Annotated in this window: 22 protein-coding genes; 12 read left to right on the top strand and 10 right to left on the bottom strand. The window is 71.0% G+C overall.

The genetic code is table 11. The annotated features are described in order from the left end of the window. The first annotated feature begins 33 nt into the window (after nucleotides 1-33). On the top strand, nucleotides 34-507 hold the full coding sequence (locus N4G66_RS38760) for a DUF3291 domain-containing protein (protein ID WP_261708995.1): 474 nt from the start codon (nucleotides 34-36) through the stop codon (nucleotides 505-507). 220 nt (nucleotides 508-727) lie between these two features. On the opposite strand, the gene N4G66_RS38755 is transcribed toward N4G66_RS38760, so the two are convergent. Both N4G66_RS38755 and N4G66_RS38750 read right to left on the bottom strand, forming a co-directional pair. Then, nucleotides 728-1624, bottom strand: coding sequence for an ADP-ribosylglycohydrolase family protein (locus tag N4G66_RS38755; protein ID WP_261708994.1), 897 nt, complete (start codon nucleotides 1622-1624; stop codon nucleotides 728-730). A gap of 121 nt (nucleotides 1625-1745) precedes the next feature. Next, the gene (locus tag N4G66_RS38750; protein WP_261708993.1) at nucleotides 1746-2852 is read right to left on the bottom strand and encodes a ferritin-like domain-containing protein; all 1107 of its coding nucleotides are present in this window, start codon (nucleotides 2850-2852) and stop codon (nucleotides 1746-1748) included. Nucleotides 2853-2992: 140 nt separating this feature from the next. Between N4G66_RS38750 and N4G66_RS38745 the strand changes: the two genes are divergently transcribed. The 4 genes from N4G66_RS38745 (at nucleotide 2993) to N4G66_RS38730 (ending at nucleotide 6708) form a co-directional block, all read left to right on the top strand. Next, nucleotides 2993-3922 carry an AurF N-oxygenase family protein gene (locus tag N4G66_RS38745; RefSeq protein WP_261708992.1) on the top strand — a complete coding sequence of 310 codons (930 nt, stop codon included), beginning with the start codon at nucleotides 2993-2995 and terminating at the stop codon, nucleotides 3920-3922. A 462-nt stretch (nucleotides 3923-4384) separates the two neighbouring features. Then, the gene (locus N4G66_RS38740) at nucleotides 4385-5110 is read left to right on the top strand and encodes a TetR/AcrR family transcriptional regulator (RefSeq protein ID WP_261708991.1); all 726 of its coding nucleotides are present in this window, start codon (nucleotides 4385-4387) and stop codon (nucleotides 5108-5110) included. A gap of 10 nt (nucleotides 5111-5120) precedes the next feature. Then, nucleotides 5121-5441: a hypothetical protein gene (locus N4G66_RS38735; RefSeq protein WP_261708990.1), complete on the top strand. Its 321-nt coding sequence runs from the start codon at nucleotides 5121-5123 to the stop codon at nucleotides 5439-5441. 109 nt (nucleotides 5442-5550) lie between these two features. Next, nucleotides 5551-6708 carry a C40 family peptidase gene (locus N4G66_RS38730; RefSeq protein ID WP_261708989.1) on the top strand — a complete coding sequence of 386 codons (1158 nt, stop codon included), beginning with the start codon at nucleotides 5551-5553 and terminating at the stop codon, nucleotides 6706-6708. Here the strand turns inward: N4G66_RS38730 and N4G66_RS38725 are convergent. The 5 genes from N4G66_RS38725 to N4G66_RS38705 are packed head-to-tail and all read right to left on the bottom strand — an operon-like array spanning nucleotide 6672 to nucleotide 13076. Next, nucleotides 6672-7934: a styrene monooxygenase/indole monooxygenase family protein gene (locus N4G66_RS38725; protein WP_261708988.1), complete on the bottom strand. Its 1263-nt coding sequence runs from the start codon at nucleotides 7932-7934 to the stop codon at nucleotides 6672-6674. The two genes, N4G66_RS38730 and N4G66_RS38725, sit on opposite strands and share 37 nt — an antisense overlap. A gap of 31 nt (nucleotides 7935-7965) precedes the next feature. Further along, nucleotides 7966-8604: a GTP-binding protein gene (locus N4G66_RS38720; RefSeq protein WP_261708987.1), complete on the bottom strand. Its 639-nt coding sequence runs from the start codon at nucleotides 8602-8604 to the stop codon at nucleotides 7966-7968. After that, nucleotides 8585-8995 (bottom strand): DUF742 domain-containing protein, encoded by a 411-nt coding sequence (locus N4G66_RS38715; protein ID WP_261708986.1) that lies wholly within the window; start codon nucleotides 8993-8995, stop codon nucleotides 8585-8587. The genes N4G66_RS38720 and N4G66_RS38715 overlap by 20 nt, the downstream gene beginning before the upstream one ends. Continuing rightward, nucleotides 8995-9495 (bottom strand): roadblock/LC7 domain-containing protein, encoded by a 501-nt coding sequence (locus N4G66_RS38710; RefSeq protein WP_261708985.1) that lies wholly within the window; start codon nucleotides 9493-9495, stop codon nucleotides 8995-8997. The genes N4G66_RS38715 and N4G66_RS38710 overlap by 1 nt, the downstream gene beginning before the upstream one ends. After that, nucleotides 9492-13076: a nitrate- and nitrite sensing domain-containing protein gene (locus N4G66_RS38705; protein ID WP_261708984.1), complete on the bottom strand. Its 3585-nt coding sequence runs from the start codon at nucleotides 13074-13076 to the stop codon at nucleotides 9492-9494. The genes N4G66_RS38710 and N4G66_RS38705 overlap by 4 nt, the downstream gene beginning before the upstream one ends. A gap of 368 nt (nucleotides 13077-13444) precedes the next feature. Here N4G66_RS38705 and N4G66_RS38700 point away from each other — a divergent pair, with 368 nt between their 5' ends. After that, nucleotides 13445-14233 (top strand): protein phosphatase 2C domain-containing protein, encoded by a 789-nt coding sequence (locus tag N4G66_RS38700; RefSeq protein WP_261708983.1) that lies wholly within the window; start codon nucleotides 13445-13447, stop codon nucleotides 14231-14233. A gap of 38 nt (nucleotides 14234-14271) precedes the next feature. Here N4G66_RS38700 and N4G66_RS38695 read toward each other — a convergent pair whose 3' ends face one another. Then, entirely contained in the window at nucleotides 14272-14790 is a 519-nt protein-coding gene (locus tag N4G66_RS38695) for a MarR family winged helix-turn-helix transcriptional regulator (protein ID WP_261708982.1), read from the bottom strand. Between the two features lie 298 nt (nucleotides 14791-15088). Here N4G66_RS38695 and N4G66_RS38690 point away from each other — a divergent pair, with 298 nt between their 5' ends. Further along, complete coding sequence (locus tag N4G66_RS38690; protein WP_261708981.1) at nucleotides 15089-15907, top strand: lysozyme; 819 nt, start codon at nucleotides 15089-15091, stop codon at nucleotides 15905-15907. Nucleotides 15908-16096: 189 nt separating this feature from the next. Here N4G66_RS38690 and lon read toward each other — a convergent pair whose 3' ends face one another. Next, a complete protein-coding gene (lon, locus tag N4G66_RS38685) occupies nucleotides 16097-18511 on the bottom strand; it encodes an endopeptidase La (RefSeq protein WP_261708980.1) in 2415 nt (804 codons plus the stop codon). A gap of 338 nt (nucleotides 18512-18849) precedes the next feature. Here lon and N4G66_RS38680 point away from each other — a divergent pair, with 338 nt between their 5' ends. Then, nucleotides 18850-19128, top strand: a complete 279-nt coding sequence (locus tag N4G66_RS38680; RefSeq protein ID WP_261708979.1) for a hypothetical protein — start codon at nucleotides 18850-18852, stop codon at nucleotides 19126-19128. A gap of 342 nt (nucleotides 19129-19470) precedes the next feature. Here N4G66_RS38680 and N4G66_RS46085 read toward each other — a convergent pair whose 3' ends face one another. Then, on the bottom strand, nucleotides 19471-20595 hold the full coding sequence (locus N4G66_RS46085; RefSeq protein WP_391858958.1) for a rhomboid-like protein: 1125 nt from the start codon (nucleotides 20593-20595) through the stop codon (nucleotides 19471-19473). A gap of 437 nt (nucleotides 20596-21032) precedes the next feature. On the opposite strand from N4G66_RS46085, the gene N4G66_RS38670 reads away from it, so the two are divergent. The 4 genes from N4G66_RS38670 to N4G66_RS38655 all read left to right on the top strand — a co-directional run. Continuing rightward, nucleotides 21033-21710: a spermine/spermidine synthase domain-containing protein gene (locus N4G66_RS38670; protein ID WP_261709012.1), complete on the top strand. Its 678-nt coding sequence runs from the start codon at nucleotides 21033-21035 to the stop codon at nucleotides 21708-21710. Between the two features lie 113 nt (nucleotides 21711-21823). Continuing rightward, nucleotides 21824-22561, top strand: coding sequence for a response regulator transcription factor (locus N4G66_RS38665; RefSeq protein WP_261708978.1), 738 nt, complete (start codon nucleotides 21824-21826; stop codon nucleotides 22559-22561). A 62-nt stretch (nucleotides 22562-22623) separates the two neighbouring features. After that, a complete protein-coding gene (locus N4G66_RS38660; protein ID WP_261708977.1) occupies nucleotides 22624-23763 on the top strand; it encodes a HAMP domain-containing sensor histidine kinase in 1140 nt (379 codons plus the stop codon). A gap of 281 nt (nucleotides 23764-24044) precedes the next feature. Next, on the top strand, nucleotides 24045-24251 hold a 207-nt coding region (locus N4G66_RS38655), incomplete at its 3' end, for a 2-oxoglutarate dehydrogenase E1 subunit family protein (RefSeq protein ID WP_261708976.1).

Genomic DNA, 24251 nt, shown 5'->3' with positions numbered 1-24251 from the left:
TGGCCGTCGCCCCGGCCGACCTACCGTTCGGCCATGACTGAGTCGACAGCCTCGTACGAGCTCGCACAGGTCAATATCGCCCGCCTCAAAGCACCTTTGGACTCACCCCGGTTGAAGGACTTCGTCGAAGCCCTCGACCCCGTGAATGCCGTCGCCGACGCGGCAGACGGATTCGTCTGGCGTCTGCAGAGCGACTCCGGCAACGCCACGGACGTTCCCGTCCTCGGCGACGACTGGCTGATCGTCAACATGTCCACCTGGCGCGACACGAACGCGCTGACGGCGTTCATGTACCAGGGCCGGCACCGTGAGCTGATGGCGCGGCGCCGCGACTTCTTCGAGCGGCTGGAGGAGGCGGTGACCGCGCTGTGGTGGGTCCCGGCCGGCCATCGCCCCACCGTCCCGGAGGCCGAGTCCCGACTGCTGCACCTGCGTGAACACGGGCCCACTCGGCAGGCGTTCACTCTGCGGACGTCCTTCCCCCCGAGGGCGGCGGAAGGGTCCTGAGGGCTGTCCCGCAATCCCCGGTGGATCAGCGCGCGACATCGGATGCTGGGGCCCCTCCCACGCCTTTCGGCTGTGGGGGAGCGTCGCAAGGCGGCAGGTCGTCCTCGTACGGGCGTATTCGGGCGATCCGACAACGCGGCGTGGGTGCCCCCCTGCTCGAAGAGCTTGAGGGAGGGCCACGGCTGTCGTCGTGCGCCCGCCGGGGACGGCGGGACAGCCCTCAGGCCCCGGGCACCGCTTCCCTGCGGCGCAGCCAGTCGGCTGGGACCGCTTCGACGCCGGTGCGGGCGGCCACGATTCCGCCGGTGATCGCGCAGGTCGTGTCGACGTCACCGAAGCCCTCGGCGGTGCTCCAGAGGGCCGCGGTCAAGTCGTCGGGGTGACGGGCGGCGCACCAGACGGCGAAGGGAACGGTGTCGTCGGCCCGGATCCGCTGACCGTTGCCCAGGATGTCCGAGGCCTTCCACGGAGCGGTCGAGAAGGGGAGGCCGGCCGCCCTTTCGAGGCCGTCCCGGACGGCACTCCGCGGGGTCGCCGACGCGACGGCGGCGAGGTCCTGACCGCCCCGCGCGGACAACGCGGCGGCCGTCGCCACCGCGACGGCGCCCGCGATGCCCTCCGGGTGCGCGTGCGTCACCTCGGCCGACAGCGCGGCCTGCTCGGCGACGGCCTGCAGGCTCGCGTGGAACCACGCCCCGAGCGGAGCGACCCGCATCGCCGCGCCGTTGCCGAGGCTGCCCTCGCCACCGAACAGTTCCCGCGCCAACTCCGGCCAGCGGTGCGGTTCCTGGAGCAGCCGGGGAAGGAGTTCGTGCATGCCGTGGCCGTATCCGCGGGCCGGGTCCGCGTCGTAGCCGAGCGCGAAGGTCTGTGCCAGCTCGGTCTGCCGGATCTCGCCGTGCTCGTCGAGGACCCTGATGATGCCGAGCGCCATCGCCGTGTCGTCGGTCCAGTGCCAGGCGGGCTCCTGCGGGGTGCGCCGGGCGCGGATCTCCTCGTACGCCTGGAGCCGGTCCCTGAAGAGCGGGAACCACCGCTCCCCGAAGGCGTCGCCGAGGGCCAGGCCTTCGAGGCTGCGCCGGGCGGCCGTGCGGTTCGGGGTGGTCGACGGGGTCATGGGGTGATGATGCCGGGCGGGGTGCGGTACGGGCGAGGCGTTTTCGGACGCGTTTCCGGGCGCGGGCAGGGCGCCTGCGGGCCCCGTTGTCACGGGGCCCAGGGCTCACGGACCCCGGCACCTACGGGGTTGTGCCCTCGTCGATCATGTCCTCGATCTCCGCCAGGCGTTCCCGCTCCTCCGTCGCGAACCGTTCCGCGTCCAGCTGTTCGGCGATCTCCTCGTCCTGAGTCATCAGGAGGTCCAGGTTGGAGTTGCCCATGCCGAAGACACCCATGTCGACGTAGGCGCGCTGGAGGCGTTCGCCCCACAGGCCGATGTCCTTGACGCAGGGGACGATGCGGCTGAACAGCAACTGGCGGAAGAGGTGCAGGAATTCGGACTGCTCGCTGAACTCCTCGGCCTCCGCCTTCGGGATCCCGAAGTTCTCCAGGACCTCGACCCCGCGCAGCCTGTCCCGCATCAAGTAGCAGCCCTCGATGACGAATTCCTCGCGTTCACGGAGTTCGGCGTCGGAGAGCTGCTTGTAGTAGTCGCGCAGGGCCATACGGCCGAAGGCGACATGGCGTGCCTCGTCCTGCATCACATAGGCCAGGATCTGCTTCGGCAGCGGCTTGTCGGTGGTGTCCCTGATCATCCCGAAGGCGGCCAGGGCCAGGCCCTCGATCAGGACCTGCATGCCCAGGTAGGGCATGTCCCAGCGGGAGTCGCGGAGCGTGTCTCCGAGGAGGGACTGGAGGTTGTCGTTGATCGGATAGACCATGCCGATCTTCTCGTGCAGGAAGCGGGTGTAGACCTCCGCGTGCCGGGCCTCGTCCATGGTCTGGGTGGCCGAGTAGAACTTGGCGTCCAGGTCGGGGACCGACTCGACGATCCTCGCCGCGCAGATCATGGCGCCCTGTTCGCCGTGCAGGAACTGGCTGAACTGCCAGGAGGCGTAGTGCTTGCGCAGTTCGGCCTTGTCCCGGTCGGTCATCTTCGTCCAGTACGGGGTGCCGTACAGGGTCATGGCCTCGTCCGGGGTGCCGAGCGGATCGCCGGGGTCGACCTCCAGACCCCAGTCGATGCGCTTCTGGCCGTCCCACTGTTTGTCCTTGCCCTTCTGGTAGAGGGCGAGCAGCCGGTCACGACCGTCGTCGTACTCCCAGTTGAAGCGGGCCGCCCCCGAGGCCGGTATCTGCCAGAGGGGATCTCCCGAGTCCGCGGCGTACAGCTCATGCGTCGGCATACCTCGCAGGCTCACACGGAGTAGACGCGCCGTCAACAAGTCCGGCACGGGGGATTGACGAGCTTGCTGACAAGCAGTCTCATAAGTGGTGACCGCCGGTAACCCCTGAAGTGATCCCGTACGACGAGGTGGGAACAGCCATGACGACGGTGACCGAAGCCGATGTGCTCCGTGACGCGCTCGGTCTGCTCAAAGACCGGGAGCAGGTGGCCGAGCGCCTCCTCGACTCCTCCGCCAAGCACTCCTTCGACCCCGACAAGGAACTCGACTGGGACGCGCCCTTCGAGGAGGGCAAGTGGTTCTGGCCGCCCGAGCTGGTGTCGCTGTACGACACCCCGCTGTGGCGGCGGATGGGCGAGGAGCAGCGGATCGCCCTGTCCCAGCACGAGGCGGCCGCGCTGGCTTCCCTGGGCATCTGGTTCGAGATCATCCTGATGCAGCTGCTGGTGCGGCACATCTACGACAAGGCGGCGACGAGCGCGCATGTGCGGTACGCGCTGACCGAGATCGAGGACGAGTGCCGGCACTCGAAGATGTTCGCCCGGCTGATCACGCGCGGGGGCACCCCGTACTACCCGGTCAGCCGAGCCCATCTCAATCTCGGGCGGGTCTTCAAGACCATCTCGACCACACCGGGCTCCTTCACGGCCACGCTGCTCGGTGAGGAGATCCTCGACTGGATGCAGCGGTTGACGTTCCCGGACGAGCGGGTGCAGACCCTCGTCCGGGGGGTCACGCGGATCCATGTGGTGGAGGAGGCCCGCCATGTCCGTTACGCCCGGGAGGAGTTGCGGCGGCAGATGGTCTCCGCGCCGCGGTGGTCGCAGGAGTTCACCCGAGTCACCTCGGGCGAGTTCGCCCGTGTCTTCTCGGTGGCCTTCATCAACCCCGACGTCTACACGAACGTCGGACTCGACCAGCGCGAGGCCCTGGCCCAGGTGAAGGCCAGCGGGCACCGGCGGGACGTCATGCAGACCGGGGCCAAGAAACTGACGGACTTCCTGGACGACATCGGGGTGCTGCGGGGGGCGGGGCGGCGGCTGTGGAAGTCGTCGGGGCTGCTGGCCTGACGCGGGGCCCTGCGGGGCCCTGCCGGGCGGTGTCGGGCGGTGTCGGGGGACGGCGGTGTCGGGGGGTGTCGGGCTCGGTTCCGGACTCGGCTGAGGTTTCGGGGCAGGGCCCGTTCGGCTGCGGGTGCGCCCAGGTCTCCCGGGGGCGGGGCCGCGCCGGTACATCCGCCCGCGCCCGAACGGATCTGAGCGGTGTTCCAAGTGGTCGCGGCTTGTGATCCGTCCGGCCGCGGGCATTCGATGTACCGGCACGTCCCCTCGCGTTGTCCGGCGGGTGCCGCTGGGTGGGGGCTTGCGCGCCAAGGCCCTTCCTCGTCCGCGGCTGTACGGGGAGGTTCCCATCCGGCGTTGTACGGGGGTCCCGTCCGGCTTGTACGGGGGTCCCGTCCGGCGTCGTACGGGGGGAGGTTCCCGTTCGGCGTCGTACGGGGGCCGGGCGGGTGGGCGGTTACGCTGCCCGGCATGACCTCGCAGGCTTCCACCCCCGCCTACCGTCGGCTCAGTGTCGAGGAGCGGCGCAGTCAGCTGCTCGAAGCCGCGCTGTCCCTGTTCGCCCAGCGGGTGCCCGAGGAGGTCTCGCTGGACGATGTGGCGGAGGCGGCCGGAGTGTCGCGGCCGCTCGTGTACCGGTATTTCCCGGGCGGCAAGCAGCAGTTGTACGAGGCCGCCCTGCGGTCCGCCGCCGAGGAACTGGAGCACTGCTTCGCGGAGCCCCCGGAGGGTCCGCTCACCAAACGGCTCTCCCGGGCCCTCGACCGCTACCTCGCCTTCGTGGACCAGCACGACGCCGGGTTCAGCGCGCTGCTGCAGGGCGGGAGCGTCATCGAGACCTCGCGGACCACGGCCATAGTCGACGGGGTCCGCCGGGCGGCGGCGGAGCACATTCTCGATCATCTGGCGGTGAAGGATCCCGGGCCCCGGCTGCGCATGACCGTCCGGATGTGGATCACGGCTGTGGAGGCCGCCTCGCTGATCTGGCTCGACGAGGACAAGGAACCGCCGCTGGACGAGTTGCGGGACTGGCTCGTCGAGCAGTTCGTGGCGGCGCTCGTGGCGAGCGCGGGCAGTGATCCGCAGACCGCGGCGGTGGTACGGGCCTCGCTCGCGATGGAGAGCCCCGACGGCATCGCGGGGACGCTGGTCCGCCGGGTGCTGCCCGTTGTCGGGGAAGCGGCCCACCTGCTGTGACACTGGTCCGGTGAAGAGCGAAGACACCCCCTTTGTCGGCGGCCCGCTGGACGGGCGCGTCCTGCCCGTTCTGCTCGGGATCACCGGTCACCCGCCGAAGACGTACCGGATTCCGGTGCCCGACCCGGACGGCGGCGAGCCCACCGTGCTGGTCTACCGGCGCGTCCAGGCGGCCACCAGCAAGCGGCTCGGGCTCCATCAGGGGTGGAAGTACGAGTACGCCCCCGAGGGCGACACGTCGGGGCGCCGGTTCACGTTGCCCTGGTCTCCGGGCACGCACAAGAGTGGGGGCAGCGGCGGCGCCACGCCGGACGGCAACGCCGACGAGTGACCTTCTTGGGCCGAAGCGGTCACCCGGCGCGCGCGCGAGATGCCCTGGGCCGATCCTGCCGGTGCGAGACGGGTGGTCGACGGACCACCCCGGTACCGGAGGTGATGACGTGTCAGGAAGGCTTCTGCGTCTGCTCTGTACGGCGGCGGTGGCGGCCGGGGCGCTGCTCTCGCCCCCGTCGGCGATGGCCGCCCCGGAGCCCGGCCAGGGGTCCGGGACCGATGCCCGGCGTTCCGTCGCCTCGTTGCTGACGGATCTTCAGCGGCTCTACCGGGACGCCGAACGCGCCACCGAGACGTACAACGGCACCGCCGAGAAACTGAGGAAGCAGCGCGCCGAGGTCGCCAGGCTCGACGCCGGCCTCGCCAGGGCCCGCCTCTCCCTGCAGGACAGCCGCGGCGCCGCCGGGCGGCTGGCCCGGCAGCAGTACCAGAGCGCCGACGACCTCTCCACGTACGTGAAACTGCTGCTCGCCCGGGATCCGCAGCACGCCCTCGACCAGGGGCACTTGATCGGACAGTTGTCGCTGGAGCGGGCCGAGACCGTGCGGCGGGTCGCGGGCGGCGAGAAGCACACCGCTGCCCTCGCGCGTGCGGCGCGCAAGGCGCTGGACGGTCAGCTCTCCCTCGCCGAACGGCAGAAGAAGGAGCGGGACGAGGTGCGCAAGCGGCTCGACGACGTCCAGCTGCTGCTCGCCTCGCTGACCGCGGAACAGATCGCCGAACTGGACAGGTCCGAGAAGTCGGGAACGGCCACGGCGCAGAAGAAGTTCATGGCCTCCGGCGCCCTCAGCAGCGTGCGGCCGCCGACTCAGGAGGGTGAGGAGGCGCTGCGTTACGCCGTCGAGCAGATCGGGAAGCCGTACGAGTGGGGCGCCGAGGGCCCGGCGGCCTACGACTGCTCGGGGCTGACGTCACAGGCCTGGGACCGGGCCGGCCGTCCCGTCCCCCGCACCAGCCAGGAACAGTGGGCCCAGCTTCCGAGGATCCCGCTGAGCAAGCTTCGTCCCGGCGATCTGGTGATCTACTTCCCCGAGGCCACGCACGTCGCCATCTACCTGGGCGACGGGATGGTCGTGCAGGCGCCGCGGCCCGGGGCGAGGATCAAGGTGTCCCCCATCGCGGCGAACCCGCTGCTGGGCGCGGTGCGCCCGGATCCGGACGGGGAGCCCCTGCGGCACTACACGCCGCCGAAGCTCCCCGAACACGCCACCGAAGGAACCGACGAGGGCTACGCCTCCGTCGCGCCGGTCACCGACGCCAGATAGGCGCCCGTCTTCTCCGGCTCGAAGAAGAAGTTCTCGAAGTCGGCCGGGTTGTTGAAGCCGTTGGCGAACCGGTCGGCCACGGGCGGGAGTTGACCTGCCGCTCCGATCAGGTTGAGCACGTGCTCCGGCGGGACGCCCAGCATCGCGTTGGTCCACTTGGTGACGTGCTGCGCGGTGTCCCAGTAGCGGTCGAACGTCGCCTGCATCCACTCCTCGTCGAAGGGCTTGTCGCCCTGCTCGACGATCGAGGCGAGGTAGGCGGCGGCGCACTTGGAGGCCGAGTTGGAGCCCTGGCCGGTGATCGGGTCGTTGGCCACGACGACGTCGGCGACGCCGAGGACCAGCCCGCCGCCGGGGAGACGGCCGATCGGGTTGCGGACAGTGGGGGCGTACCGTCCGGACAACGTGCCGCCCGCGTCGGTCAGTTCGACGTTGGTGGCTCGCGCGTACTCCCAGGGCGTGAACCGCTCCATGAGTTCCAGGGTCAGGGAGAGGTGCTCGGCGGGGTCCTTGACGCCGTTGAAGACGTCGAGCGGGCCGCCGGGTATGCCCTCCCAGAAAAGGATGTCGGCGCGTCCCGAGGTGGTGAGGGTCGGCATGATGAACAGCTCGCCGACGCCGGGGACCAGGTTGCAGCGGACCGCGTCGTAGTCCGGGTGCTCCGGGCGCGGGCCCAGACCGTGCACGTAGGACACCGCGAGGGCGCGCTGCGGCTCGGTGTACGGGGAACGGGCGGCGTCGCGGCCGAACATCGAGACGAGTTCGCCCTTGCCTGCCGAGACGAGCACGAGGTCGTACGCGCGGGAGAAGTAGTCGAGGTCGGACACCGCGGCGCCGTGGATGACCAGTTGGCCGCCGCGCTGCGCGAACGTCTCCATCCAGCCCGCCATCTTGACCCGCTGGTCGACCGACTGCGCGTACCCGTCGAGCTTGCCGACCCAGTCGATGACGCGCTGCGAGGGACCCGGGTCGAAGGAGCCGGGGGCCGCGACCGAGACACCGAGCCCTTCGATCTTCGGAGCCTGGGACTCCCAGAAGTTCAGCTGGAGATCGCGCTCGTGCTGGAGCGCCGTGTCGAACATGCACTGCGTCGACATGACCCGGCCGGCACGGATCTCGTCCGCCGTCCGGTTCGACATCAGGGTGACCTCGTACCCCTGCGACTGGAGTCCGAGGGCGAGCTGGAGTCCGGACTGGCCGGCTCCGACGACGAGTATCTTCCGCATGCGGGTTGCTTCTCCCAGTCCTCGGGCGTCCCTATTCGGGGCTGACTTCGAGCGCGTGGCCGACCAGAGCGAGCAGGGTCTCGACGACCGAGATCCGGCGACGCGCATCCATGATCATGACAGGTATGTGTGAAGGCACCGTGAGGGCCTCGCGCACGTCGTCCGGCTCGAAGTCGTCGCTGCCGTCGAAGTGGTTGACGGCGACGACGTACGGCAGTCCGCAGCTCTCGAAGTAGTCGAGCGCCGGGAAGCAGTCCGAGAGGCGGCGGGTGTCGGCGAGGACCACCGCGCCGATCGCGCCGCGTACCAGGTCGTCCCACATGAACCAGAACCGCTGCTGGCCCGGCGTACCGAAGAGGTAGAGCACCAGGTCGTCGTCGAGCGTGATGCGGCCGAAGTCCATGGCCACGGTGGTGGTCAGCTTCTCCGGCGTACCCGTGAGGTCGTCGGTGTCCTCACTGGCCCGGGTCATCAGCGCCTCCGTCTGGAGAGGCGTGATCTCCGAGACGGACGTGACGAGGGTGGTCTTGCCGACGCCGAAGCCGCCCGCCACCACGATCTTCGTGGCGATCGGCGCGCGCGTGCGGTCCGTCTGCCAGGCCTGCAGATTCTCCTCATCGTCGAGGAGGGGGGCGACGCCAGGTTCGGCGTCAGAGACGACGGAGTCCACTCAACACCCTTTCCAGCAGAGCGCGGTCCGGCTGTCCCGGGCCGTGACCTGTTCCGTACACACGGATCTTTCCCTGGTCCGCCAGGTCGCTCAGGAGCACTCGGACCACTCCGAGCGGCATCCTGAGGAGGGCGGCGATCTCGGCCACCGTGCGCATCCTGCGGCAGAGTTCGACGATGGCCCGCATCTCGGGCATGACCCGGGTGGTGAGCGAACCGTTGGTCAACTCCTTGCGCGCCTCCGGGGCCTCCAGCGCGGCCACGAAGGTCTCCACCAGCAGGACGTGGCCGAAGCGCGTCCGTCCGCCGGTGAGCGAGTAGGGGCGTACGCGGGCGGGCTTGCGGCCGCCGCCGCGGACCGGGAGCTTCTGAACGCCGTTCGACACGGTCATCAAGCACTCCCGAGAGCGTCGGCCTCAAGGGATTTTCGCAGCTCGAGACGCAGCTCGGGGGTCAGGACGTGTCCTGCCCGGCCGACGAAGAGCGCCATGTGGTACGCCACCACGCTCATGTCGCAGTCCGGGGAGCCGTGCACTCCGAGCAGCGAACCGTCGCTGATCGTCATGACGAAGAGGCTGCCCTGGTCCATCGCGACCATGGTCTGCTTGATGCCGCCGCCGTCCATCAGCTTGGCGGCGCCGATGGTGAGGCTGCCGATGCCGGAGACGATGGTGGCGAGGTCGGCCGCGGCCCCCTTGGGGCCGGTCGGTTTGGTGCTGTCGGCCGTCCTCGCCTCGGCGTTGCGGCCGGGGTCGGAGGAGAGCAGCAGCAGGCCGTCGGAGGAGACGACCGCGACCGACAGAAGGCCCGGCACCTCCTCGACGAGATTGGTCAGCAGCCAGTGCAGGTTACGAGCTTCACTGCTCAGGCCGAAGGTACTGGTCGCGGTCAACTGCTTGCCTCCTCGACTGTGCCCCCCGATGCTTCTACGTCCTGTGCGTCGATCCGGTGCGCGGTGGACGCGGGTCCTGCGGGCGCGTGTGCGGGTGCCGACGGCGTCCGCCCTTCGGGCGTGGGGGTCTCCGCCGTCCGGTCGGCGATCTCCGCCTCGACATCGCGACGGCCTTCGACCGCACCCCGGTGGAACCCGCCCAGCCTGCGGCGCAGGGCATCGGCGTCCACGCCGCCCACGCGCGGCCGCGGGACGGCGGCGGGGGCGGAGATCTTCGGCGTCCGCTTGGGCAAGCCCTTGTCGGTGAGCCGGGAGTGCTCGTCGGCGGCACGCTCATGACTGTCGGGGCCGATGGCGTAGGGGTCGGTGGCCGGAGCGGCCTGACCTGCGGTCAGGCCGGTGGCCGCCCCGACGGGCACGTCGGTCGTGGTCCCGGCGGGCGCATCGGTGGTCGCCCCTGCGAGCACGTCGGTGGTCGCCCCTGCGGGCACACCGGCCGGGGTCCCTACGGGCGCGTCCGTGGTGGTCCCTGCGGGCTGGTCCGCTGCCGGAGCGGGCTCCGCGGCCCGCGTGCCGGGGTGGGAACCGGCCTCGGTGACACCGGGGGCCGTCCCACCAGGGCGGGGGGTCGTCCCGTCTGCGCCGGGGACCGTCCCGCCGGAGCGGAGGGTTGCCTCGTCCGCGCCGGGGACCGTCCCGCCGACGCGGGAGGTTGCCTCGTCCGCGCCGGGGACCGACGTCCCGTCGAAGCCGGGAGCCGGCTCGGCGAGGGCTCCGGCCGCCTCGGGGGAAACCGGGGCGGGGTCCGGCTCGCCGGACCCGAAGGCCGAGGCCGACTCGGGGGAAACCGGGGCAGGTTCGCCGAATTCGGAAGGGGTCGACTCGGGGGACCCGGAAGCGGAGGCCGCCTCAGGGGGCCCGGAGGCCGGTACCGCAGACGTTCCCCTGGAGCCGGGTACGCCGGCCGTCCCCGTGGAGAAGGACGCCGCCTCGGCGAAGTCCTGTGCGGGGGCTCCCTGCGTGGCGGCCTCCGATGCGGGGGCCACCGGCTCGAAGGCCTCCTGCGCGGGGGCGTCCGGTCCGGGCGCCTCCGCCGTAGGAGCCTCCGCCGTGGGGGCCTCCGGTGCAAAAGCGTCCGGAGCGAGCTCCGGGAGCAGCAGTTCCATCGTCGTCTCGGACGTGAGTTCCGGTTCCGGCTCGGTGACCGGCTCGGGCTCCCGGGGGGCCGGGACGACCGGGGTCTGCGCGGCCGGCCGGGGAGCGGGGACCGAAGCCTGCTCGGGCACCGCTTCCGGCTCGGGAGCGGCGTCCCGTACGGCCGCCTTGGCCGCCGCGATCAACGGGTCCTCGCCGCCGGCCGATGCCGATGCCCTGAGGATCGAACGGCCGCGCAGGACGTTGGAGTTGGCCTCGGCGTCGGCGCCGGGCAGGGTCACCACGGGGGCCGCGCCGGCGAGCCGGGCGGTGGCGGGGACGGTGGACGAGGGCGCGGCGGCGAGCAGTGCCTTCGGGAGGACGACCACGGCGGCCACCCCACCCTGCTTCTGCTCGCGCAGCTTCACCCGTACGCCGTGCCGGTGTGCGAGCCGGGCCACCACGTACAGGCCGAGCCCGAGTCCCTCGCCGCTCTCCTGGTCGTACGTGTCCTGCGGGTCGAACTCGGCGAGGCGGGCGTTGAGATGACGCATCCGCTCGTCGGTCATGCCGATGCCCTCGTCCTGCACGGAGAGCATCACGTCACCGCTCTCCAGCAGCCAGCCGGAGACCTCGACGGGAACGTCGGGCGGCGAGAACGAGGTGGCGTTCTCCAGGAGTTCGGCCACCAGGTGACTGATGTCGTCGGCGGCGAACCCGGCGATGTGCGCGTGCGGGGGCAGCGCCGCGATCCGCACCCGTTCGTACCGTTCGATCTCGCTGACCGAGGCCCGTACGACGTCGACGAGCGGGACCGGGCCCGCGTGGTGCTGCACGTGCTCGGCGCCCGCGAGGACGAGGAGGTTCTCGCTGTGCCGTCGCATGACGGTGGCGAAGTGGTCGAGCTTGAAGAGGGTGGAGAGGCGGTCCGGGTCCTGCTCGCGCTCCTCCAGGCCCTCGATGACGCCGAGCTGACGCTCGACGAGGCCGAGGGTGCGCAGCGCGAGGTTGACGAAGGTGCTGTGGATCGTGCCGCGCACCTGCTCCAAGCGGGCTGCCGACTCGGCGAGTTCGCCGCGCAGCTTGTCGCGCTCGTCGGCCATCAGCTGGCGCTGGCCGATGAGGTGCTTGCGGTCGCCTTCGAGGGTGGCGATCCGCTCGTGCAGCGTGGCGGCGTGCGCGTGCAACGCGTTGACGGAGCGGATCACCTGGGCGAACTCGTCGTTGCGGCCGGTGAACTTGACCGGTTCCTGGGAGCCCGGGTCGGCGGCGAGCCGGGCCGAGCCGAGGCGCAGGACGGCGAGCGGCCGGGTGAGAGTACGGGCCATGGCCATCGTGACGCCGGCCGCGACGAGCAGCAGGACACCGAGGAGGGTGATGCGGATCTCCAGCGCGGTGACGTCGTCGTCCCGCAGCTGTTCGAGGTCCTTGGTGCGGTGGTCGTTGAGGGAGGCCTCGGCGCCGCGCATCAGGTCGATCCGGGCGGACAGGGCCGCGTCCAGCTTCTTGGTGCTGGTGCCGAGCGCGGAGTCGGAGAGCTTCGGCTGCCCGGTGAGGTTCGCCAGGTATTTGTCGGCGGAGCCGACGTCGGGGCCGGTGACCGTGGAGTCGTAGGACGTCACGGCCTGCTCTGGCGCGGTCTCGCGGAAGTCGGCGAGGGACGCGTCGGAGCGGACGCGGGCCTGCTGGGCGGCGGCGCTGAGCGCGTCGCGCTGCTTGGTGTCGGCGTCCGACGACGTGCTCGTGGTCTCCATCAGACCGGTGACCGGGTTGTAGACGGTCTGGGTGGTGCGCGGGATGCCGAGGGCCGCCAGCAGCAGTCCGCGGGCGGCGGCGGACTGCTCGACGGCGGTGTCCAGCTCGGCGAGGGCGTGCGCGCCGGAGCCCGCGCGCGGCGGCATCCGGTCGGCCAGGTCCTCGGCGAGGGCGTGGAGTTCGGCGATGGCCCCGGAGTACGCCTGGTGCGCTTCGAGGGCGCCGCTCTTCCCGGTGAGGGCCGCTCGCCTGAGAGCCGCGATGCCGTCGAGGTCCTTGAGCAGCGCGGCGGGGGCGGTCTCGTCCGCCCGCAGCTCGTCGACCTGCCGGTCGACCAGGGCGCTGCGCTGCTCGGAGGGCGCCTTGGCCTTGGGCCGGCCCGCGGCGACGTACGAGGTGACGTCGTCACGCTCGTCGGCCAGCGCGTGCGCGAGGGTCAGCGCCTGCTGGGTGCGCTGGGCGAGCCTCACCAGGTTCTGGGAGTCGTTCAGCTGTTGCGAGGCGGACAGCACCGTGGGCGCGCCGGCGCCGGCGATGGCGGCCGCGACGACCGCCACGGCCACGATCAGCCGGCTGCGTACATGGGCGGTCCTGCCCCGGCCTGTGGAGTCGGTGGCGTCGCCGACGGCGCCACCCTCTGTGGAGTTGGAGGCCGTCTTCTTGCCTGTGCGCCTCGGCCGCGTCTTCTGCACCGGTGCTCGCATTCCTGACTCGTGTACCCATTTGGGGCCCGGGTGACGTCCCGTCAATCGCGGCGTCCGCCCGGTACGGCTCCCGACCCTCCCAGTGCCGGTGGGCAGTGGTCCCGCATCATCCGACCCGCCACCCGAAGGAGTGAACATCGGAGGGGAGTTGGCGAGCAAGTCCCGGACCGTCGGCGACAGGCCCCCGCGGCGGGCCGGTTGGACGTCCGGGACGCGCTTTGGCAGTATTCGCCGCCACGCGTTGCCGGAGTCGATCATTCCATGCCAAACCTGGCGTCCGAGCTGCTGGTCCGCACGTCGAGCGCTCCTTGCCGACCTTTCGGGAACCTTGTGAAGGGCTCGTGCAGACTGGCGGAATGCGCACTGAACTCGTATCGGAGCCCGGAGACCCGGACCGCCCCAATGAGGACTTCGCATCGGTCGGACTTCCCGCTTCAGGACAGGGCGGTTCACTGGTCGTGCTCGACGGGGTGACGCCTCCTCGGGGCGACTACGGCTGTCTGCATCCGGTCTCCTGGTTCTCCGCGCGGCTCGGCGGAGCGCTGACCGAACTGTCCGTTTCGCAGGGGGATTTACCCCTGCCCGAGGTCCTGTCACGGGCGATTCGCCGCGTCGCCGACGCACACGCCGCCACCTGTGACCTTTCTCACCCGCGTACACCCCAGGCAACCGTGGTCCTCGCCCGGTGGTCCACGTCGGAGGTCGAGTACCTGGTCCTCTCGGACTCGGCCCTGCTGGTGGAATCGCCCGCCGGTGAGGTCACCGCGCTGCTGGACGACCGCCTTTCCCGCCTCCCTCGCGCCGCGCTCGCCACGGACGCCGTCGCCGACACCACCGCACGCAACAAGGAGGGCGGCTTCTTCACGGCGGCCGCCGACCCCTCGGTGGCCTCTCGTGCGGTGACGGGCACACTCCCCCGCTCCTCCGTCCGCGCCCTGGCGGCCCTCACGGACGGCGCCACCCGCTGGGTGGAGAGGTTCCACGCGGGCGACTGGGCCGAGCTGTTCGCCCTCGTACGCAAAGAGGGCTCCCCCTCGCTCGTCGAACGTGTGCGGGCGCTGGAGCGCGCGGACGCGCGGGAGCGGTCGCGTCCCCGGCGGGGCAAGACGCACGACGACGCGACGGTGGTGTTCGCGGAGCTCTGAGGGGACGCGGGGAGACAGGGACCGCCGCCGGGCGGCGGCTACTTCTCCATGCCGCGGTTCAGCTGGTGCAGCAGCCGGGCGAGTTCCGCGACCTCGTTCTGGTCCCAGTGCGCGAGTTGGCGGACATAGCGGGCGCGGCGGGCCTCGCGGACACTGCTGACGCGGCCGCGGCCCTCCTCGGTGAGGTGGACGAGCCAGGCGCGGCCGTCGGCGGGGTCGGGTTCTCGTGCGACCAGACCCAACTCCTCCAGGGCGCGCAGCTGCCGGGACATGGTGGCCTTGCCGACGCCGATGTAGGCGGCGAGTTCCGTGGCGCGCTGCCGGCCGCACTCCTCGAGACGGACGAGGAGTCCGTACGCGGCGGACTCCAGGTCGGGGTGGACCTCGCGGGCCATCTCCCCCTGGCTGGCACGGGCGCGGCGCAGGAACACGGTCAACTCGCGTTCCAGGGAGAGGAACTCGCGCTCCGCGCCACCGTGCGCCGGGGGCCGGTCCACACCATTTCCCGACACGCCGGATTCGACCGGACTTCCGCCGTCGTTTCCGCCCTCGTGCACGTCAGCACCCCTGACTCGGTTTCCCGATCCTGAAAGTTTCTGCCAGAACTCGCCGTTGTCGCAGCTCCGCCAGTATTTCGCAGGCGTAGACCAACGGCAGCCTCCGGCTCCTCTTCCACGTCGTCTTCTACGTGCGTAGCTTCTTTATCAGACACTTATCTGCTGGCATGCGCACGCCACCCCAGGTCAAGGACGACCTGATCCCCCCTACGGCACGCGTGCCCGCGCTCTCCCCCCACCGAGCTCCATCGGGCTCCCCCGGGCTCCCGGAGCTCCATCGCCCTTCGGAGGCACGCACATGCCCGTGCACAGATCCGGAACGGCCCACCGCCTGCGAGCGCTCGCGGTAGGAACCCTGCTCGCCGCCTTCCCCCTCCTCTCCGCCCTCCCCTCCTCCGCCGCCGACACCCCCGCCCGGGGCTCCGCCCGGATGGGCATGGGAGTCATCGCCCACGACGGCCAGGACGGCACGCCGTCAACCGGTGACGCCACCCAGACCGAAGGCGTGGACGTCTCCGGCTACCAGGGCAACGTCGCCTGGTCGACGCTGTGGAGCAGCGGGGTCAGGTGGGCCTACACCAAGGCGACCGAGGGGACGTATTACACGAACCCGTACTTCGCCCAGCAGTACAACGGCGCATACAACATCGGCATGATCCGCGGCTCGTACCACTTCGCGACCCCGGACACCACGACCGGTGCCACCCAGGCCAACTACTTCGTCGACCACGGCGGCGGCTGGTCGGGCGACGGCAAGACGCTGCCCGGCACCCTCGACATCGAGTGGAACCCGTACGGAGCCGCCTGCTACGGCAAGACGCAGAGCGCGATGGTCAGCTGGATCAGCAGCTTCCTCACCCAGTACAAGGCCCGGACCGGCCGCGACGCGGTGATCTACACGGCCGCCAGCTGGTGGACGCAGTGCACCGGCAACTACGGCGGCTTCGCCTCCGCCAACCCGCTGTGGATCGCGCGCTACGCCTCCGACCCCGGGACGCTCCCGGCGGGCTGGGGGTACTACACGATGTGGCAGTACACGTCCTCCGGCCCGACGGTCGGGGACCACGACAAGTTCAACGGCGCCCTGGACCGCGTCCAGGCGCTCGCCAAGGGCTGACCTCCGGCGCACCTCGGTGACGTACGGCGGTGACGTACGGCGGTGACGTACGGCCGTGACGTGCACAACTGTCGTACGGCCAGGGCTCACAGTCATGACGTACGGCCATGCGGTACGGCCACGGCCGATGTACGGCGAAGGCCCGGGCCTCCCTCACGGGACCCGGGCCTTCCCTTCCGGCAGCGTCCGTCACGCCGCTACCGGAACCTCCGGCACCGCGCCGTTCGTCGCCGGCGCCAGTGCCAGCTCCAGGACCTGACGGACGTCCGTGACGGCGTGGACGTCGAGCTTCTCCAGGACCTCGGCCGGGACATCGTCCAGATCGGCCTCGTTGCGCTTCGGGATGATCACGGTCGTGACACCCGCCCGGTGCGCGGCGAGCAGCTTCTGCTTCACGCCGCCGATCGGCAGGACACGGCCGGTCAGCGACACCTCACCGGTCATGGCCACGTCCGTGCGGACCAGCCGGCCGGACAGGAGGGACGCCAGGGCGGTCGTCATCGTGACGCCCGCGCTCGGACCGTCCTTGGGGACGGCGCCCGCCGGGAAGTGGATGTGCACACCCCGGTCCTTCAGGTCGCCGACGGGCAGTTCGAGCTCCGCGCCGTGCGAGCGCAGGAAGGAGAGCGCGATCTGCGCCGACTCCTTCATCACGTCGCCCAGTTGACCGGTGAGGGTCAGTCCGGCGGCGCCCGTCTCCGGGTCGGCCAGCGACGCCTCCACGTAGAGGACGTCACCGCCTGCGCCGGTGACGGCCAGACCCGTGGCGACACCGGGCACCGCCGTGCGGCGCTCGGCCGGGTCCTGAGCGGACTCGGGCACGTGGTGCGGGCGCCCGATGAGGTCGCGCAGGTCGCTGTCGTTCACCGTGAACGGCAGCTCCCGGCGGCCGAGTTCGTGCTGGGCCGCGACCTTGCGCAGCAGCCGGGCGATGCCCCGCTCCAGGTTCCGCACGCCGGCTTCCCGGGTGTACTCCCCGGCGAGCCTGCGCAGCGCGCTCTCGTCGAGGACGACCTCGTCCTTCTCCAGACCGGCCCGCTCCAGCTGGCGCGGGAGCAGGTGGTCCCGGGCGATGACGACCTTCTCGTCCTCGGTGTAGCCGTCGAGGCGGACCAGCTCCATGCGGTCGAGCAGGGCCTCCGGGATGGCTTCGAGAACGTTGGCCGTCGCGAGGAACACGACGTCCGAGAGGTCGAGTTCGACCTCCAGGTAGTGGTCGCGGAAGGTGTGGTTCTGCGCCGGGTCGAGGACCTCGAGCAGCGCCGCCGCCGGGTCGCCCCGGTAGTCGGAGCCGACCTTGTCGATCTCGTCGAGCAGGACCACCGGGTTCATCGACCCGGCCTCCTTGATGGCGCGGACGATCCGGCCGGGCAGCGCGCCGACGTACGTACGGCGGTGTCCGCGGATCTCGGCCTCGTCCCGTACACCGCCGAGGGCGACACGGACGAACTTGCGGCCCATGGCGTGCGCGACGGACTCGCCGAGCGAGGTCTTGCCGACGCCGGGCGGGCCGACGAGCGCGAGCACGGCACCGCCGCGCCGGCCGCCGACGACTCCGAGACCGCGCTCGGAACGCCGCTTGCGCACGGCCAGGTATTCGGTGATGCGCTCCTTCACGTCCTCCAGACCGGCGTGCTCGGCGTCGAGGACGGACTGGGCGCCCCTGATGTCGTACTCGTCCTCGGTCCGCTCGTTCCACGGCAGCTCCAGGACGGTGTCGAGCCAGGTCCGGATCCAGCTGCCCTCGGGAGACTGGTCACTGGACCGCTCCAGCTTCTCGACCTCCTTGAGGGCGGCCTCGCGAACGCTCTCGGGAAGGTCGGCGGCCTCGACGCGGGCACGGTAGTCGTCGGACTCCTCCTCGCCGTCCTCTCCCTTGAGGTCGCGCAGCTCCTTGCGTACGGCTTCCAGCTGGCGCCGCAGCAGGAACTCGCGCTGCTGCTTGTCGACGCCCTCCTGGACGTCCTTGGCGATGGACTCGGCGACATCCTGCTCGGCGAGGTGCTCGCGGAGCTGCTCGGTGGCGAGCTTCAGCCGGGCCACCGGGTCGGCGGTCTCCAGCAGCTCGACCTTCTGTTCGATGGAAAGGAACGGTGAGTAACCGGAATTGTCGGCAAGGGCGGAAACGTCGTCGATCTGCTGCACCCGGTCGACGACCTGCCAGGCGGCGCGCTTGCGCAGCCAGCTGGTGGCCAGGGCCTTGTATTCCTTCACCAGGTCGGTGACCCGGCCGGGCAGCGGGTCGGGCACGGTCTCCTCGACCCGGGTGCCCTCGACCCACAGGGCCGCGCCGGGACCCGTGGTCCCCGCGCCGACCTTCACGCGCCCACGCCCTCGGATCAGCGCGCCCGGGTCTCCGTCGGCCAGCCGGCCGACCTGTTCGACGGTGCCGAGCACTCCGGTGCTCGCGTAGGTCCCGTCGATGCGTGGCACCAGGAGTACCTGAGGCTTGCCCGGCGTTGAACGGGCGGCGGCCTGGGCGGCCTCCACCGCGGCACGGACATCGGTGTCGTTCAGATCCAGCGGAACCACCATTCCGGGCAGCACGACCTCGTCGTCGAGCGGCAGCACGGGCAGGGTGAGTGATGCGGACGTCGAAGCCATGATCTCCCCTTCGGCAGTCAAGTTGAGCTATGCCGACTCAATGCACGGGAGCCCCGCAATGTTCCCCAGGGGCTGTTCGCTGTGAGCGATCACTTCCGATCTCCCGGACCTGTACGAATCGCCGCTGGTCATCCGCCATGCGCGGACCGGGTGCCGATCGAGCGACGCACGGGACCGGGTACCGGTCGAGCGGCTGTCGTCGCCGGAGCGTCCGGCTCGGTCACGGATCATCTCCTCGCCTGCCTCCAGGGCGCCGCACGTGCCACGGCTCGGGTGCCCGGCTTCTGGCGCCGCCGCTCGGGATGCGGGGTGACCACTTGCCGTTGGATGGTGGAGTCATGAACCATCACCACTCCCAGCCCACGCTCGACATCGACCGCCGGCTCGTCACGACCGGTGCCGTGCTCACCGCGGTCGGTGCCGTGGTGGCATTCAGCGGCATGGCCATCGCTGCCGTCGCCGTGTTCTCCGCAGGCCGGCGCATGATCCGCACCATGGATGTGCCTCCGAGCCAGCAGGCCGCCATGAAGTGGCGGCAGGCCAAGGAGGCGTCCCTGGCGGGCGTACAGGCATGGCAGTCCGCGTCCGACGCCCAGAACGGGTCGCTCTCCCGCTAAGGGCTGTCCCGATCCGGAAATCCTCCGGCCGTTGCTGTCGGGCGCCGTCGACGCAGACCTCGCCCGACGGCCGGGCGCTGCCCGTCACCGGTGGAACCGTCTACGAACTTCCGGGGCAGGACGTCCTCGCCCCCCGAAAGGGCCCGGGGAGCGGCCGTGCGGCCTGCACTGGCGTGCGACCACCCGCGCGAACACGCCGGATGCGGTCGGGGCACGCACGGCGTTCCCGGGCGAGGCGCGTCGGCCGTCACCCCGACGGCTCAACGGGTCGCCTCGCGTCCGCGGGAAAGGACGCGGCGCCCCTGAGCCGACCGGAGCGTCATCCGATCGGGGGCCCGCGGCTCAGCCCCGCGCGACCGGCCCGGGGAATCGGTGCCGGTGCCGCTGCCGTACCAGTGGCCAGGTCGCGACGCCGATCGCCAGCGCGATCAGGTGGCCCCCGTCCGTCACGGGGTCGGTCAGGAGGATCAGGTCCTGAACGAGGACCGAGCCGAAGCCGATCAGGAGCGGCCAGCGCAGCCAGGGAGAGAGGAGTCCCGCGAGCGAGCCGACGCTCGCGGCGACGCCGAAACTGATGCCGTAGTCGAGCCGGTGCAGTGAGCCGACGGGCAGTACGCCCGCCAGCACCGCCAGGCCGACCGGCACTTCGGTGGCCAGCGTGGCCGCCACATGGCCGAGCAGGAAGACACCGGCCGCCCACGCCGTGCCCGTACGACGCTCCAGCGCGGTCAGCACGAGCAGAAAGCCGACCGCGTACGGGGAGGCGATCCCGCCGACGATCCACAGCGCGCTCGCGATCAGGACGAGTACCGGGTGGCGCGCGAGGTGCGCGACGTCGGTACTGGACGCCTGGTGCAGGGCGTGGACGAACGCGGGGTGCGCCTGGTCCGCGAGGCAGGAAGTGGCGGCGAGGACGGCCGCGTACCCGAAGGTGAAGGGCGTACCCAGCGGGGTGGGCAGAAGCCGCCGGACGGGGAGTCCGCCGAACCGGTCGGGGGCGGCACATGGGACGGAGCCGGAGTCGGTCGCGAGGGCCTGCGCGGCGGTCGGGCCGGGCGCGGACATGCCCGAGGCCGTCGGGCCGGGCACGGGCCTGCCCGCCGGTTCGAGCCGGCTCGGCGCTTCCCGTACGTCCGCCGACCCGGGCGTGCCCGCCGGCTTGAGCGGGTCCGGCGCCCCCGGCAGGTCCGCCGACCCGGACGCCCCCGCCGGTACGAGCGTGCCCGCCGGGCCTGGTGCACCCGCCGATCCGATCGTGCCTGCCGGGCCCGGCAGGAGCGTGGCCGTCGACACGGCCGCCGGTGTGGCTGTGGTCCTGGCCCCCGAAGCCGGTTGCGCGGTGGAACCGTCGCGCTGCTGAGGCATTCCGGGCAGGCGGTTCGGCGGGTGTGTGTCCAGCGCCGGCCCGGTGGACGTACCGGCCCGGCCGGTGGGCGCATCGGCTCGCCCGGTGGTGCTCAGGTCCACAGTGCGGCGCTCCTTCCGTCGCTTCCCACCCTTCGCGTCCCCTGTGTCGCTGTCTATGACCGGCGCCACGTACAGAACGATTCTCAGCAACTCCTCAAGAAAGGGGCCGACCCGCCACGGTCTCCAGCTGAGATCCCCGGCCCGCCACGGCGTCAACCTCGTACGGCCCGCCGTCACCCCCGGATGACGGAACCGGCCCGGTCGCATCCCGCGTGCCCCGCACCACCCGACCCCGCACCACCCGACCCCGCACCACCCGACCTCGCATCGTCCGACCTCGCATCGTCCGGCCCCGCACCGTCCGGGGTCCGGACCCCGGAGCCGGGCGGTGCGGGGCCGGGCCGCGGACGGTGGCCGGGCGGCGGGGCCGGACCGCGGAGGCCCGGACCCCGATAATTCCGGCCACCCGTACCGGTGAAAATGCCAGGATGGCGGCCATGACCGCCTCGTACGACACTCCAGTTGTCATCGACCGCCGTCAGGGCCCGTACGGCGAGGTCGTGCTGCGGCGCCACGGTGCTCTGCTGCAGATCATCGCCAACGGGTGCTTTCTGATGGACACCTCCGACGGGCGTTCCGAGCGGCTGCTCGTCGACGCGGCGTACGACGCCCTCGACGGGCGCCCCGAGCCGAGTGTGCTGATCGGCGGGCTCGGCGTCGGGTTCTCGCTCGCTCATGCCGCCGCGGACCACCGCTGGGGGCGCATCACGGTTGTCGAGCGCGAACGGGCCGTCATCGACTGGCACCGCGACGGGCCCCTCGCCGAACTCTCGGTCGAGGCGCTCGCCGACCCGCGCACCGACATCGTCGAGTCCGATCTCGTCGACTACGTCAATGAGATCTCCGACACGTTCGACGCGCTGTGCCTCGACATCGACAACGGACCCGGCTGGACGGTCACCGAGGGCAACGCGGGACTGTACGGGAAGTCCGGACTGGCAAGCTGCGCAAGGGCGTTGAGGCCGGGCGGTGTGCTCGCCGTGTGGTCGGCCCAGCCCTCTCCGGAATTTGAAGGATCGCTGCGAAATGCCGGATTCCGACGGGTCCGTACCGAAGTGATCCCCGTTGCCCGGGGCGTTCCCGACGTGGTGCATCTCGCGGTAAGGCCTGGATAGCCGAGGCACGGTGACTGCCCGTACCCTGCTTGCCTGACGCGGATCATTCAAGCGTCAAGCGCAGTCATGGGATCACCCCACGGATTCCGGAAAGCACACTTCAGGGGCGGGCGATGGAGCAGACACAGACCTCCCAGAACAGTACGGCGGCGACCCCGGGCGCTCAGCGCCGGGTTTTGGTCGTCGAGGACGACCCGACGATCGTCGACGCCATCGCGGCCCGCCTGCGAGCCGAGGGATTCCTCGTGCAAACCGCGGGCGACGGTCCGGCCGCCGTCGACACCGCCGAGGCCTGGCAGCCCGATCTGCTGATCCTCGACATCATGCTGCCCGGCTTCGACGGTCTGGAGGTCTGCCGTCGCGTGCAGGCCGCCCGCCCGGTGCCGGTGCTGATGCTCACCGCGCGCGACGACGAGACCGACATGCTGGTCGGGCTCGGTGTCGGCGCCGACGACTACATGACCAAGCCGTTCTCGATGCGCGAGCTGGCCGCCCGGGTGCACGTCCTGCTCCGCAGAGTGGAGCGCGCGGTCGTCGCGGCCTCCGCTCCGCGCAGCGGCATCCTTCGCCTCGGCGAGCTGGAGATCGACCACGCGCAGCGCCGGGTGCGGGTGCGCAGCGAGGACGTGCACCTCACTCCCACCGAGTTCGACCTCCTCGTCTGCCTCGCGAACACCCCGCGTGCCGTACTCTCGCGCGAGCAGCTTCTCGCCGAGGTGTGGGACTGGGCGGACGCCTCCGGTACCCGGACCGTCGACAGCCACATCAAGGCGCTGCGTCGCAAGATCGGTGCCGAGCGGATCCGTACGGTGCACGGCGTCGGCTACGCACTGGAGACCCCGACTCCCTGAGCCGGGCCTCCGTCGGAACGTCAGGACCCGCGTGATCGGGACCTGCGTGAGGGGCTGATGTGATGAGCGGACTCGAAGAGCGAGGACGCGGGCTCGGCGAGCGCGCGTCCGGTGAGCGCAGGGGCACCGGCTCCTGGGGTGACGTGCGGCCCTTCTCGATCAACACCAAGCTGGGCGCGCTGGTCGTCATCTCCGTGCTCATCACCACGGGTCTGTCGATGATCGCGGTGCACACCAAGACGGAGCTGCGCTTCATCACGGTCTTCTCGATGATCGCCACCCTGCTGATCACGCAGTTCGTGGCGCACTCGCTCACCGCGCCGCTGGACGAGATGAACGCGGTTGCCCGCTCCATCTCGCACGGCGACTACACCCGCCGGGTGCGTGACGACCGGCGGGACGAGCTGGGCGACCTGGCGCAGACGATCAACCTCATGGCCGACGAGCTGGAGGCCCAGGACCGTCAGCGCAAGGAGCTCGTGGCGAATGTCTCGCACGAGCTGCGTACCCCCATCGCGGGGCTGCGCGCGGTCCTGGAGAACGTCGTGGACGGCGTCTCGGCCGCTGATCCCGAGACGATGCGCACCGCGCTGAAACAGACGGAGCGCCTCGGGCGGCTGGTGGAGACGCTCCTGGACCTGTCCCGGCTGGACAACGGCGTCGTACCGCTGCGCCGGCGGCGCTTCGAGGTGTGGCCGTATCTGTCGGGCGTGCTGAAGGAGGCCAACATGGTCGCCTCGGCGCGCGCGGACCTCAGCTCGGGTTCCGGCGGCGGCCACACCCGCACGGACGTCCATCTGCACCTCGACGTGTCCCCTCCGGAGCTGACCGCGCACGCGGACCCGGAGCGGATCCACCAGGTCGTCGCGAATCTCATCGACAACGCGGTCAAGCACAGCCCGCCGCACGGCCGGGTGACGGTGCGGGCGCGGCGGGGCGACCATCCCGAGTCGCTGGCCCTGGAGGTCCTGGACGAGGGACCCGGTATCCCGAAGTCGGAGTGGCACCGCGTCTTCGAGCGGTTCAACCGGGGCGGGGTGCCGTCGCCGCACGGTCCGGGCAGCGACGGCGGCACGGGCCTGGGCCTGGCCATCGCCCGCTGGGCTGTCGATCTGCACGGCGGACGGATCGGTGTGGCCGAATCTCAGCGGGGTTGCCGGATCCAGGTCATCCTTCCGGGACTCCCTTCTCTGCCAAGTTGACGTAAAGTTCGAACCGGAGTCGCAAGATCCATCGCTGTCGCCGCCGGCGTACACGTGTGATCAGGCACAGGACCGTGTGAAGGATGCCGCGGTCCGTGATCGACGTACCCATTCCGAAGTGGAACCTCGCTTGTTTCCCGCCATTTCCATGGGCGAAACACTGATTCCGGTGTGACTTACACGACGTTGGACGGGCCCGGCCTGACCTTCTCGGCCAGGGAGGCGTAGCCTTTATTCCCGCTGTCCATCACCTTGTGAAGCGGAAGAGGGCGGTTGCCGCCGTGTCGCCACAGTCCCCCAGTAACTCGAGCATCTCGACCGATGACCAAGCCGCCGGGAAGAACCCCGCGGCCGCCTTCGGTGCCAACGAGTGGCTCGTCGACGAGATCTATCAGCAGTACCTCCAGGACCCGAATTCGGTAGACCGAGCCTGGTGGGACTTCTTCGCCGATTACAAGCCCGGGGCGCCCGCCGCCTCGGCTCCGGCG

The sequence above is a fragment of the Streptomyces rhizosphaerihabitans genome, from assembly GCF_025399795.1.
In the GTDB taxonomy this organism is placed as follows: domain Bacteria; phylum Actinomycetota; class Actinomycetes; order Streptomycetales; family Streptomycetaceae; genus Streptomyces; species Streptomyces rhizosphaerihabitans.
Note: the sequence above shows the minus strand (reverse complement) of the source record. Positions and strands in the feature narration are given on the sequence as shown.

Excerpts from the sequence above, each read along its gene's own strand:
- N4G66_RS38740 (WP_261708991.1), top strand. The coding sequence starts at position 4,385 with ATGACCTCGCAGGCTTCCACCCCCGCCTACCGTCGGCTCAGTGTCGAG.
- N4G66_RS38690 (WP_261708981.1), top strand. The coding sequence starts at position 15,089 with ATGCCCGTGCACAGATCCGGAACGGCCCACCGCCTGCGAGCGCTCGCG.
- N4G66_RS38725 (WP_261708988.1), bottom strand. The coding sequence starts at position 7,934 with ATGCGGAAGATACTCGTCGTCGGAGCCGGCCAGTCCGGACTCCAGCTC.
- N4G66_RS38660 (WP_261708977.1), top strand. The coding sequence starts at position 22,624 with ATGAGCGGACTCGAAGAGCGAGGACGCGGGCTCGGCGAGCGCGCGTCC.
- N4G66_RS38700 (WP_261708983.1), top strand. The coding sequence starts at position 13,445 with ATGCGCACTGAACTCGTATCGGAGCCCGGAGACCCGGACCGCCCCAAT.
- N4G66_RS38755 (WP_261708994.1), bottom strand. The coding sequence starts at position 1,624 with ATGACCCCGTCGACCACCCCGAACCGCACGGCCGCCCGGCGCAGCCTC.
- N4G66_RS38670 (WP_261709012.1), top strand. The coding sequence starts at position 21,033 with ATGACCGCCTCGTACGACACTCCAGTTGTCATCGACCGCCGTCAGGGC.
- N4G66_RS38760 (WP_261708995.1), top strand. The coding sequence starts at position 34 with ATGACTGAGTCGACAGCCTCGTACGAGCTCGCACAGGTCAATATCGCC.
- N4G66_RS38745 (WP_261708992.1), top strand. The coding sequence starts at position 2,993 with ATGACGACGGTGACCGAAGCCGATGTGCTCCGTGACGCGCTCGGTCTG.
- N4G66_RS38680 (WP_261708979.1), top strand. The coding sequence starts at position 18,850 with ATGAACCATCACCACTCCCAGCCCACGCTCGACATCGACCGCCGGCTC.
- lon (WP_261708980.1), bottom strand. The coding sequence starts at position 18,511 with ATGGCTTCGACGTCCGCATCACTCACCCTGCCCGTGCTGCCGCTCGAC.
- N4G66_RS38715 (WP_261708986.1), bottom strand. The coding sequence starts at position 8,995 with ATGACCGTGTCGAACGGCGTTCAGAAGCTCCCGGTCCGCGGCGGCGGC.
- N4G66_RS38750 (WP_261708993.1), bottom strand. The coding sequence starts at position 2,852 with ATGCCGACGCATGAGCTGTACGCCGCGGACTCGGGAGATCCCCTCTGG.
- N4G66_RS38665 (WP_261708978.1), top strand. The coding sequence starts at position 21,824 with ATGGAGCAGACACAGACCTCCCAGAACAGTACGGCGGCGACCCCGGGC.